Consider the following 11,722-nt stretch of genomic DNA (forward strand, 5'->3'; position numbering starts at 1 on the left):
TTATATACAATGAGCTGAGGCCGCACTTAAGCTTGGGTATGAAAACACCTAATCAAGTGCATAAAAAAGACCAGCAGCAGAAGCTACTGGTCTAGTAAAAACCGTCAACCTATTTCAGGACGGGACAAATTTAGTTAGTTAAAACAAGTTACGCTTCGTAACCAAACGGGTCGTCAATTGAGTGCGCAGGCTTAGTGAACCACACTGGACCGTCTTCACTCATATACGCTTGTATCAAGAGATGGTCTTCATGACGCACACCAAACTCGCCTAGGATGCATGCCTTACTACACAAAAATAAATGCCTCGTTACTTATAACGAGGCATCTCTTATGACTCTTTGATAGTCAAGCTTCGCAATTTAATAAAACAAGTTACGCTTCGTAACCAAACGGGTCGTCAATTGAGTGCGCAGGCTTAGTGAACCACACTGGACCGTCTTCACTCATATAGAAGTGGTCTTCATGACGCACACCAAACTCGCCTGGTACACATAACATTGGTTCATTACTGAAACACATACCCGCTTCAAGTGGAGTATGATCGTTCAGCACTAGGTATGGCCATTCATGGATATCGAGTCCCACGCCATGACCAGTGCGGTGCGGAAGTCCTGGCACATCATAACCAGGACCAAAACCTGCCGCTTCGAGTACATCACGGGCTGCACGGTCAACGCTGGCACAAGTTGCACCGAGTTGCGCCGCTTCAAAACCTGCGATTTGTGCGTCTTGCTCTAGCTGCCACAACTCACGCTGACGCTGGCTAGGCTCACCATATACATAAGTACGGGTGATATCTGAGTTATAGCCATGTAGCTGACAACCGGTGTCGATCAATACGGTATCATTCAGCTCCAATGCTTTGGGGGATTTAACTCCGTGGGGATAGGCGCTGTCTTCACCAAATAGCACGATACAGAAGTATGATCCTGCAGGAATACCGACTTTAATATGGGCGGCATTGATAAAGGCTTCCACTTCGCTAGTGGTAATGCCTTCATGTAGGATACGCGCGACAGCTTTATGCACCTCTAACGTCATATCTTTAGCGCGTTGTAACAGGCTCAGTTCAACTGCCGACTTAATCATACGGCAACCAGCTGTGACCGGTTTAGCATTAATATAGTTATACTGAGGATGAGCTTGACGCACGCCATCAAAAATAAAGAAGGCCGCAGACTCATCGATACCAATATCACCACTTTCGATACCCATGTTAGCCAGTACGTTACCAAACAAGGCAAAAGGACTTTCATCTTCCTGCCAAGTATTTACCTTACCTTCGATAACCATAAAGCCATTCAGAGTATCGACCTCAAACGCAGGCGCGATATATTCAACATCGCCCTGAGCAGGTAGAATCGCCCCAACCATACGTTCACTCGCGTACCAACGCGTTCCCGTGTAGTAGTACAGGTTCGTGCCAGCATTTAAATAAATAGCGGCAATGCCCTGCTCCTTCATGATCCCTTGCGCCTTAGCGATTCGAGCTTGATACTCTTCACGACTAATAGGCTCAACGCCTTGAGTCATATCGGTTAGTTTTGCTAATTCCTGCTCTGCGGTAGAACCGCCAACACCTAAGGTCATATACCTACCCTTAACTTTTAATTATTTATACTTAAACACAATCAAACCTTAATCAAGGCTCTATGGTTTAACTCAATTATGATGCCCACTTTCTAGCATAAAATATACAAAGCGTCAGTAATAAATGAGTTAAAGTGCAAATAATTGTCGATCAATTACCTAAAAATTGAGTTTAACGTGGATGGCTGTTTTCACCCCTCTTTGGTTCACGATTAATTTATCGCTACGCTCGTCATACAAAATCAGTTTTCACTAGCACAACTAAGATTACTAGTGATGCTTAGAAAGCAGTGACGCAGCATGATGTACTTCACTTATCGTAATACAGAGAAACAAGATGCAGATAAAAAGACGCGTAAGTTTAGCCACCATTTATCTAAGCTGCGTATTGATATGCCTATGGCAAACCGCAACAGCTCAAGTCATTGAATGGTCGAGCCAAGAGGGCAAAAGTCGACTGATGTTAGCAGAGTCCAAACAGGACTTTTTCAAGCTAGCGCCACACTTTGAGGGCCAAGAGAATAAAGTCTTTTGCGGGGTAGCCTCAATGACGATTATAGCCAATGCACTCAGGGTTGACGCCGACAACACAAAGATCCCCCAAGATGGTCGCCTAATCAGCAAGCAAGAGAGTGCATACTTTCCTAAGGGAGTCAGTCCATTGTTTCACCGCTACAGTCAGGCGAGTATTTTAGCCAGCAGTACGCTGACAAAGTCACAGTTGCTGGGTATGCCTAAGGCGACACAGTTTACTGGTCAGTTAGGTATGCAGTTAGAAGAGCTAGCAGCATTAGCCCAATCTTTGAACTTTAAAACAAGTAAAACCCATGTCGATACTAAACAGCTGGCAAATACTGAGTATATCTCAAGGGTGAAGCAGCATCTAATCTCTGCGCTGCAACAGCAACGAGTCTATATTATTGCAAATTACGCTAGGGCCAGTTTAAAACAGAAAGGAGCTGGGCACTTCTCCCCTATAGTGGCTTATCACCATGATTCAGATTCCTTTTTGGTAATGGATGTCTCCAATACTTATCAGAACTGGGTATGGGTAAATAGTCAGGCGCTGTTAAAGGCGATGGCAACGATGGATGTAAACAAAAATAGAGGCTTTGTCATAGTAGAAGAGCCAAGCTAAAGCTAAACAGTATTAAGATAAGGTGAAAACAGCGACGGCTAGGCTGTCGCTGCATCACCATATTAAGGCTTACTTCGCTAGCATCACCTTAAGGCCGCGACAGACGATCGTTTCACGATCATCGACACGGTTAACCTTCACCTGTGCCACAGGGATCGCCAGTGCCATTTCCTTAATCGAAGCCAAGCAAGCTTGATAGTAGTGAGGGTTATCCATCAAACTACCGGCAAGATAGATCCGAGATGGATTAAAGAGGTTTACCACCCACGCAAGGCTCGCACCGATATAGCTGCCCGCTCGTGCAATATCTTCATTGCGGGTCCAATTACGACGTTTAATCGCTGCCCCACTCGCGACTTGCTCTAAGCTAAACTCACCAAACTCTGTCAATAAACGACTGTGCCCTAGTTCGCCAGCCATGCCAGATGCGCCCGTAAAAGGTACGCCGTTGATGGCGATCGATAAGCCGATCCCCACATCGCACATTACTAGCAACTCACACACTTGTTTAGGATCAACTAAAGCCTGCATTCCTGCGTCGCAGTCATTGACAATGAGGGTCCGACTAGCCTTAGTGATTAACTTAGCAGCACTTAGTCCCTTAAGTCTGGGCAAAGACTGACATGAAACCAACTCCTGCGCCTGTACCAAACCTGGGACGGCTATCCCAAGAGCATAACCATTCAGACCATAGTCCTGTTCCAGTTCCGCTATCAGCGAGTTCAAACTCGCGAGATTGAAACTATCAGCCAGCGCTATTTTATACTGCTCAATTCGACCTTGAATATCTATCTCAAATAAGGCTTTGGAACCACTAATATCTATTGTCAATGTTTGCATTTACTACTCCATTAATGCAGAAATATCCGATTCAACAACCTCCGCCATATCCAACAAAATTATACATAATAAAGACTTAGGTATAAAGTTGCTGCAAAGACTTTAATTTTGTTCACTTGAGGCTTATCGCCATCCCAAAAAAAGACAAATGGCAAATATGAGATTAAAGACTCGATGCCTGCTTACTCCTACTCCACTTCCACCAGGAGATAAGCAGTAATTGTGCCCCAATCAAGGGAAGACAACTGATTAGCAACATGTTCCAGCCTAGCTGATGGATCACCCAGCCTGCACTGAGTGATGCCATCGCTTGAGCACCAAACACAAAGCTATCGTTAAAGGATTGCACCTTATAGCGCTCACTCTTGTCATAACATCGAGGTAGTAGGGAGGTACCGGCAACAAATAAGAAATTCCAACCTATGCCGAGCAGAACTAAGGCTGTCCAGTAGTTAAGTAGATCGCGTCCAATGATTGCGCTAATGATGGTAACAAAATAAGCCAATAGTCCTAGCAGCATCATTTTAGATACCCCCAAACGCGCCACCAATACTCCACTAAATAGGGAGGGCAAGTACATGGCAATAATATGGCTCTGTATCACCCACTTAGTGTCAGCCAGAGAGTGATGCTCAACATGATGCATATGTAAAGGCGTAGCCGTCATCACAAAGCTCATCATCGCGTAACCTAAGGTCGCGCCCGCAACCGCTACCCACAGCTGTGACTGAGTTAAAATCTGGGATAATGGGCGCGCCTTATCCTGAACCCGTTGGGCGCTACAGCCTTTTTCAAACACACTCTCTCGATAAAAACACAAGATCACAGCGGCAATAAGACTCACCAAGGTGAGACAGAAAAATGCTCCGACATAGGCCTGTGGCCAGAGCTTGGCCCCTAAAACAGCCAGCTCAGGTCCAATAACTGCCGCGGCAAGACCACCAAGTAACACTCGTGATGCAGCCTTAGCAATCATCGGCTCTGCGACTGACTCCATTGCCGCGAAACGGTACTGCTGCACCACAGCTCCCGCAGCGCCAAGCATCACAGCACTAAGACAAAATAGAGCAAAGCTTTGCTGTGATGTCGCAAACGCTGCAACTAGTCCTGAGCAAGCACCAAGTAATGCACCGCCAACAAATACTGGTTTACGGCCAAAGCGCTGCATCATTCTCGATACAGGCAGTACTGACAGCGCGAGACCTATCACCATAAAAGCAATGGGGAGCGTTGCCATTTCTGGAGATGGCGCGATATCGGCGCCAATTAAACCACCGAGTAACATCATCATAGGGGTGGCACTCATGGCAAACGCCTGCGCCAGTGTTAATAGCCAAACATTAAATGGCATAAACCTATGCTCCTGTTCACCGCTTTAGCCCTTACTATCAAATATCTCACTCGGGCTATACTGGCATGCAAACTCAATTTTATAAACAATTTGTCCACTTTGGTTAACACTTGCAATAAAGGCGCGAGATTAAAATATGTTGTGAACCTCCCCAGCAAATGCTCTTTGTGATAACCTCCGCGCTAAATTCGTACAAAAATAAACAGCCTCAAGCCCACAGATTAACCGGACTCGAAGGCTGATAACGGAGTTTGAATGTCAAATACAATTGCAGCACGCCTCGGCGCCATTCGCACAGAAATGGCCAAATCCAATCTGGATGCTTTTATTATTCCTAGAGCCGACGAATACTTAGGCGAATACGTACCAGAGCATAATGAACGCATGCTATGGGCCAGCGGTTTTACCGGTTCGGCAGGCATGATTATCGTCCTCAAGGACAGTGCAGCGATTTTTGTCGATGGCCGTTATACGGTACAGGTGCGTCAGCAAGTGGATGCCGCGCTATTTGATTACTTAAGTCTACACGACACGCCGCAAGCTCAATGGTTAATTGAGCAGCTAGGCGCAAATGCAAAAGTCGGTTTCGATGCGCGCCTACACACATTGGCCTGGTTTAATCAAACCCATGGCGAATTGGCCAAGGCGCAAATTGAGCTGGTACAGGTTGCGCAAAACCCGATTGATCTGAATTGGCACAACAGACCCATGCCAACATCTACCCCTGTCATGCTATTTAGCGAGCAAAGCGCAGGGCGAAGCAGCCTAGAGAAGCGTAAAACCATAGGCTCAGAGATCAAGAAACAGGGCGCGGACATTGCCATTATCTCGGCACTCGATTCGTTCTGTTGGCTACTCAATATTCGCGGCAAAGACATTCCTTGCTTACCAGTGGTACTAGGTACAGCCCTACTGCACGCCAATGGCGATATGTTGCTCTTCACCGATCTCAACAAGTTACCTGAAAACGTTATCGATCACGTCGGTGAAGGCGTCAGCTTTAAAGCCGAATCTGAACTGGCCGCTGAACTGCTCAGCTTAAGCGGCTGTAAAGTGTTAGCCAGCCCTGATAGCTGCAACGCTTGGCTACAACTGACCGCTCAAGAGGCTGGTGCACAACTTATTGCGGGTAGCGATCCGGTAGCCTTGCCTAAGGCACAAAAAAATGAAGCGGAACTGGCTGGCATGAAAGCCTGCCATATTCGTGACGGCGTTGCAGTTAGCCGCTTCCTTGCCTGGCTAGACCGCGAAGTAAACGCGAACCGTCTCTATGATGAAGCCCAGCTTGCCGAAAAGCTGGAAAGCTTCCGCTTAAGCGATCCTATGTATCAAGAGCCAAGTTTCGATACGATTTCTGCGACCGGCGGCAATGCAGCCATGTGTCACTATAACCATAACAATGGTACGCCAGCGCAAATGCAGATGAACAGCATCTACCTTGTTGACTCTGGCGCACAATATTTGGATGGCACCACAGATGTCACTCGTACCATAGCCATTGGGGATGTTACCGATGAGCAGAGAAAGATGGTGACCTTAGTACTAAAGGGACATATCGCAATCGACCAAGCCAAGTTCCCTAAAGGCACAAGCGGCATGCAGCTAGACTCATTTGCTCGCCAGTACCTGTGGCAACACGGCTTCGACTTTGATCACGGCACGGGTCACGGCGTCGGTCATTACCTGAGTGTCCATGAAGGCCCACAAGGTATCGCTAAGGGGCGCTCAAATGTGGCGCTGCTCGAAGGCATGGTGTTATCAAACGAGCCAGGCTACTACCGCGCCGATGAGTTTGGCATTAGATTAGAAAACCTAATCGCCGTCCGCCCTTGTGAAGCCTTAGCTAACAGCGAACGAGAAATGCTGGAGTTTGAGGCGTTAACCTTTATTCCCATGGACGCTCGCTTGCTCGATAAAAATTACTTAACTGATGCAGAAGTTAGCTGGTTTAACCAATATCATCAGCAAGTTAGAGAAAAACTATCGCCATTTATGCAGGGTGATGATTTAGACTGGTTAAATAAAGTGACGACGGCAATTTAACTTTGCCATAAACCACTTTAATAACAGCAGCGCCAAGGCGCTGCTTTTTTATTGCCCCAGCCCCTAAATAGCCATTGAAAAATTGCAGGCTTTAACCTAATACAATCAGTATAAAGATCTTTTCGCTCAGCGAGAATTTAGCGCTTGTGAGGCAAGGTCATAAAGTGCTCCTGCTTTAATGACATTCACCACATCCATGTGGTTTGCAACGAGTGAAGAGCATAGTTAAACTAGGTTTAAGCTTGTTAACGCAGCATAATAAGCACTAAAACTCGCCTTTCAGGAGCGTTTTGGGCGGCCTACTTCAGCGTTGAATAGCTTCACAAGGGATCCACCATTCCATCATCTATTCGCCTTGAATTAGTTTGCCAAAAACGCTCTGAGTAGAACAGTTTCTTATACTGATTGGTATAAAAGTTTGCTATACTCCGCGACCGCCATTTTAATGGTATAGATAGAATGCTAGCTCTGCCGTTAGCAATTGAATTGTTGAACATAGGACTACTCAATCATGAGATTTGAATCTTTTAGTTTTGCTCCTGAGATTTTGCGCGCAATCTCTGAATGTGGTTATGAAAAAATGACACCAATTCAGCAGCAAGCGATCCCAGCCGTTCGTCGCGGTCAAGACGTACTTGCCAGTGCACAAACTGGGACGGGTAAAACCGCCGCCTTCGCTCTGCCTATCTTGCAAAAGATGTTAGATAACCCAAGTACTACGGGCCGCTCAAATGCACGCGCATTGATCTTGACACCGACTCGTGAGCTGGCAATGCAAATTGCAGACAACATCAATGATTATGCCAAATACCTAGACGTCAAAGTCGTGACTGTTTTCGGTGGCGTAAAAACAGATACTCAAGCAGTCAAATTAAAGCGCGGTGCAGATATCATTATCGCAACGCCAGGCCGTCTACTCGAGCACATTGTTGCCTGTAACCTAAGCCTGTCAAACGTTGAGTCTCTAGTACTCGATGAAGCAGACCGCATGTTAGATATGGGCTTTAGTGCCGATATTCAAAAAATTCTGCAGGCTGTAAACAAGAAGCGCCAAAACTTACTGTTTTCGGCCACCTTCTCATCGGCAGTGAAGCAACTTGCTAACGAGATGATGGTTAAGCCAAATGTGATTGCTGCCGACAAGCAAAACACCACTGCGATAACGGTAAGCCAAGTGGTTTACCCTGTAGAGCAGCGCCGTAAGCGTGAGCTACTGTCAGAGCTTATCGGCAAGAAAAACTGGCGACAGGTACTTGTCTTTACCGCAACCCGCGATGCTGCAGACAAGCTTGAAAAAGAACTAAACCTTGATGGTATTCCAACAGCCGTTGTTCACGGTGAAAAAGCCCAAGGTAGCCGTCGCCGTGCTCTTCGTGAGTTTAAAGAGGGCAAAATGCGCGTACTCGTGGCGACCGAAGTTGCTGCCCGTGGTCTGGATATTCAAGGCTTAGAGTACGTAGTTAACTACGATCTACCTTTCCTTGCTGAAGATTATGTTCACCGTATTGGCCGTACTGGTCGTGCGGGTAAGTCAGGCGTGGCGATCTCATTTGTGAGTCGTGAGGAAGAGCGCACTCTTGCTGATATCGAAAAGTTAATCGGTCAGCAGTTGCGCCGTATTAGCATTCCAGGTTACGAAGTTGGCAGCCGCGATCTATTGATCAAGCAACTGCAAAAGCGCCGCAGTTTCGCCAAGAAACAGCAGCGTGTCGATAACGCAGGTGCCCAAGTGATTGCAGAGAAAAACATGCAAGGACGCCGTGTAAAAGTGAAAAACTCATCGACAGCTAAAATCAAGAAGATAAAATAATCGCTGTACGGACACCAAATTATTTTATAAACAAAACAGGCACCTTTCGGTGCCTTTTTTAATCACAACGATGATTTAACAGGCAAACATTTTGTTTGGCGTGTTGAGTAAAAAGTTAATTTCGTACTTGTATGGCCATTAGGTATAATCCTCATGCCGTCACCTTTTATCACGCCAACACGGCGGAGAAACAATGTCAGATATCACCTATAACCAAGCTGTTTTAGAGTTCGCTAATGCCGGACTTAAGGCACTTTCAGAAGCAAGCGCTAAGAGTAGTAGCGTAAGAACACCGGCAGCTGAGAGTCATTTTCTTTGCAGCTGGATGGTAACCGCATTAAAGCAGCGCACCTTTTCAAAGTTAGTTGCCGATGACTTAACTTTGTGGGTACGTCAAGGCCGCAGCATGGGTGCGGGAGCAGAACTTAAGACTTTGCTCGAGAAGATCCAAGCACAATATAGCTATATCAGCGACAAGCAAACGGGTCTAGGCCAGTCTCTAAAATCAATGCTAGCAGAGCTTGAAAGCCAAGATTGGATTGTCATCACCGATGAAGAAGTTACCAAGAAACTTAAGCTTGATAGCGATGGCTGTAGTAGCCTAGTTATTTCAGAAGAGCAATTTAGCCAGCGCATTGATGGTGATGAAATTATCAAACCAATCACGCTTTATGTTCGTGCCGATGAAACCAAGTTCGCCGAAATAGCTTACCGCCACAACTTATTGCTAAGCCCTGGAAATAAGAAGAGTTCTTTGATTAAACATCATAAAGCCTATCAAGTTTGGCCAAAGAATTTGCAGCCAGCACTCACGATACTGCAAGCGCTTTAAGCTCCCTTGACAAAGTGTATGCTCAGCATTGTGTAAACATAAAAAAGGCCTGCATCAAGCAGGCCTTCTTATTATGCAGAAAAACTTAGAAAGTCACGCTTGTCTCTGCACTACAAGTTGTTGTTCCTGCATCACAGGCCTTGTAAGTATAGGTCCCACCACCTTTAGTGGTAATGGTATCGGTATAGGTCGCAGAACTTGAAGCGGTACCGATTTGAGTACCATCACGGTAAACATCTACACTGCTACCTGCTGCGCCACTAAAGCTCAGCTCAACAATCTTAACGCCTCTTTGTTTATAGTGATTCGTCGTTACGGTCAGATCATCACCCGTACCAGGATCACCGCCACCGTCACCACCTGAACAACCATTTGCCGTTAGGTATGCATCGGCAGCCTGTGCATCAACAATACCGTGACCGAAGTACACGTCGTGGCCGTTAGCCCCCGAGTCTCTTGCGCTCGCATTTAGCGCCGCACGGATCTCTTCACCTGTACACTGGTTATGGTTCGACCAAACACGTGCAGCGATCCCCGATACAGCAGGGGTCGCCATCGATGTTCCGCTCATAAAGCCGTAATCAGATGTGCCAATTGAAAGCTCAGCAGTACTTGCAGCAACGATCGATGCTCTGTCTTCAAATGCCGCACCAACGGCCGGAATCGACGTAGCATTTGTATCACCTAATGTACCGTAAAGCATGCCTGGCTCATTGTTGACGATAATGGCACCGACACCACCAGATGTTTCACAATTCAGTACTTTGTCATGGAATGAGATAACACCACGGTCAATAACACAGACTTTACCATTCGCATTTGAGTCTGTCGTTTCCGCCGTTCCCATAAAGTAGGTACTGCCATTTACAGAACCAGAGTTCTCCATTGCAGAACTGGCTAACGGGTTACCATCAAGGCTCATGTTAGAGGCCGTTGCCATACCCGCTGGATAAGTAGATAGGGTATCGACACCGCCTGCCGCGATCTCGACACAGATACTGGTATCGGTGCGCTGCTTCTTGCCGCGGCCCGTTGTACAGCTTGGGAATTGTGAGAAGTCGGCAATGGCGTCATTTGCATCATTGGCTCCAACCATCATCACCGAAGGGTAACCGGCTGGGTAAGAGCGAACACTATTACCATCGTTACCCGCAGCGGCGAGGACTAAACCACCAGCATCACTGAATGATTGAAACGCATTAGACTCGGTAGAGTTGGAACCTCCACCACCTAAACTCATACTAATAATGTTCGCGCCCGCATCGCTACATAGGTTTGCTGCATGAGCGAGATCAGATGAATAACCCCAACCATCGGCATTAAATACTTTAATAATATGCATATCAACGCCCGGTGCCATACCCACAACACCGACATTATTATCTGCAGCGCCAATCGTACCGGCTACGTGTGTACCGTGTGGGCCACCGTTTTCGTCCCAGTTACCTGTGCCGCTGTCGTTATCACCACTAATATTGTTCCAAGCAAAATCTTGATTGCTTCTATCTAAACCTGAGTCGATAACACAGACCTTCATACCTGCGCTGGCATTGAACCCAATATCATTAACGTTTGATTGATAAACCGCATAAGGCGTGACTTGCTGAGTCATTGGATTACCCGCATCATCGCTAAACGACATCAGAAAACGAGGCTGATCCACCTCCACTAACTTAACATGTGGATTATTGAGTAAACCTTTAACTTGAGATAGGTCCTTTCCTGAAAAAGTCGCCGCGATAAAGCCGTTACCATCTAAGTTCAGTTCCCCGCCAACCTTCTTAGCAAGTGCCTTAATCACACCTTTCTTATCATTATCGACCTGAATAACATACCTTTCGCTAGCCGCAGCGCTTGCTGAAACACCGAGAGACAAGGCGACGAGAGCCGTAGCTACTTTTGTTAATCTCATATTTATTCGCTCCAAAATCATGATATTAGGCCGTAAACCCAAGCCCAATTTATTATTAGTTTTTTAAACTTATTTTTAGTGGTTTATTGGTTAAAAAAACCGGAACACGAAAATCAACCTAGCACAGCCCTAATGTAATAACAAATTATTAACAAGTGTAATCATACTCACTTACATTTTAGTTGAATAATCGTTCAAAAGTAT

Annotated in this window: 9 protein-coding genes; 4 read left to right on the forward strand and 5 right to left on the reverse strand. The window is 46.2% G+C overall.

Features of this window, described 5'->3' with window-relative positions; translation table 11 throughout:
• Positions 1-148 precede the first annotated feature (148 nt).
• Together K5Q92_RS22650 and K5Q92_RS22655 are read right to left on the reverse strand one after the other, a co-directional pair.
• Positions 149-295, reverse strand: coding sequence for a hypothetical protein (locus K5Q92_RS22650; RefSeq protein WP_220771101.1), 147 nt, complete (start codon positions 293-295; stop codon positions 149-151).
• Between the two features lie 79 nt (positions 296-374).
• On the reverse strand, positions 375-1,592 hold the full coding sequence (locus K5Q92_RS22655) for a Xaa-Pro peptidase family protein (protein WP_220771102.1): 1,218 nt from the start codon (positions 1,590-1,592) through the stop codon (positions 375-377).
• A 337-nt stretch (positions 1,593-1,929) separates the two neighbouring features.
• Here K5Q92_RS22655 and K5Q92_RS22660 point away from each other — a divergent pair, with 337 nt between their 5' ends.
• The gene (locus K5Q92_RS22660; RefSeq protein ID WP_220771103.1) at positions 1,930-2,730 is read left to right on the forward strand and encodes a phytochelatin synthase family protein; all 801 of its coding nucleotides are present in this window, start codon (positions 1,930-1,932) and stop codon (positions 2,728-2,730) included.
• Positions 2,731-2,799: 69 nt separating this feature from the next.
• Here K5Q92_RS22660 and K5Q92_RS22665 read toward each other — a convergent pair whose 3' ends face one another.
• Both K5Q92_RS22665 and K5Q92_RS22670 read right to left on the reverse strand, forming a co-directional pair.
• Entirely contained in the window at positions 2,800-3,570 is a 771-nt protein-coding gene (locus K5Q92_RS22665; RefSeq protein WP_220771104.1) for an ROK family protein, read from the reverse strand.
• Positions 3,571-3,733: 163 nt separating this feature from the next.
• The gene (locus K5Q92_RS22670) at positions 3,734-4,921 is read right to left on the reverse strand and encodes an MFS transporter (protein WP_220771105.1); all 1,188 of its coding nucleotides are present in this window, start codon (positions 4,919-4,921) and stop codon (positions 3,734-3,736) included.
• Positions 4,922-5,176: 255 nt separating this feature from the next.
• On the opposite strand from K5Q92_RS22670, the gene K5Q92_RS22675 reads away from it, so the two are divergent.
• From K5Q92_RS22675 to K5Q92_RS22685, 3 genes are all read left to right on the forward strand, one after another.
• Positions 5,177-6,964, forward strand: a complete 1,788-nt coding sequence (locus K5Q92_RS22675; protein ID WP_220771106.1) for an aminopeptidase P family protein — start codon at positions 5,177-5,179, stop codon at positions 6,962-6,964.
• Positions 6,965-7,475: 511 nt separating this feature from the next.
• Complete coding sequence (locus K5Q92_RS22680) at positions 7,476-8,774, forward strand: DEAD/DEAH box helicase (protein WP_220771107.1); 1,299 nt, start codon at positions 7,476-7,478, stop codon at positions 8,772-8,774.
• 193 nt (positions 8,775-8,967) lie between these two features.
• Positions 8,968-9,606, forward strand: coding sequence for a DUF2913 family protein (locus K5Q92_RS22685; RefSeq protein WP_220771108.1), 639 nt, complete (start codon positions 8,968-8,970; stop codon positions 9,604-9,606).
• Positions 9,607-9,691: 85 nt separating this feature from the next.
• Here K5Q92_RS22685 and K5Q92_RS22690 read toward each other — a convergent pair whose 3' ends face one another.
• Complete coding sequence (locus K5Q92_RS22690) at positions 9,692-11,518, reverse strand: S8 family serine peptidase (RefSeq protein ID WP_220771109.1); 1,827 nt, start codon at positions 11,516-11,518, stop codon at positions 9,692-9,694.
• Between the last annotated feature and the right edge of the window lie 204 nt (positions 11,519-11,722).

Origin of the sequence: Shewanella sp. MBTL60-007 (assembly GCF_019654915.1) — a bacterium.
Taxonomy (GTDB): domain Bacteria; phylum Pseudomonadota; class Gammaproteobacteria; order Enterobacterales; family Shewanellaceae; genus Shewanella.

What these genes read in the sequence shown, in the direction of transcription:
- K5Q92_RS22655 (WP_220771102.1), bottom strand. Translation starts at nt 1,592, where the DNA reads ATGACCTTAGGTGTTGGCGGTTCTACCGCAGAGCAGGAATTAGCAAAA.
- K5Q92_RS22660 (WP_220771103.1), top strand. Translation starts at nt 1,930, where the DNA reads ATGCAGATAAAAAGACGCGTAAGTTTAGCCACCATTTATCTAAGCTGC.
- K5Q92_RS22665 (WP_220771104.1), bottom strand. Translation starts at nt 3,570, where the DNA reads ATGCAAACATTGACAATAGATATTAGTGGTTCCAAAGCCTTATTTGAG.
- K5Q92_RS22670 (WP_220771105.1), bottom strand. Translation starts at nt 4,921, where the DNA reads ATGCCATTTAATGTTTGGCTATTAACACTGGCGCAGGCGTTTGCCATG.
- K5Q92_RS22675 (WP_220771106.1), top strand. Translation starts at nt 5,177, where the DNA reads ATGTCAAATACAATTGCAGCACGCCTCGGCGCCATTCGCACAGAAATG.
- K5Q92_RS22680 (WP_220771107.1), top strand. Translation starts at nt 7,476, where the DNA reads ATGAGATTTGAATCTTTTAGTTTTGCTCCTGAGATTTTGCGCGCAATC.
- K5Q92_RS22685 (WP_220771108.1), top strand. Translation starts at nt 8,968, where the DNA reads ATGTCAGATATCACCTATAACCAAGCTGTTTTAGAGTTCGCTAATGCC.
- K5Q92_RS22690 (WP_220771109.1), bottom strand. Translation starts at nt 11,518, where the DNA reads ATGAGATTAACAAAAGTAGCTACGGCTCTCGTCGCCTTGTCTCTCGGT.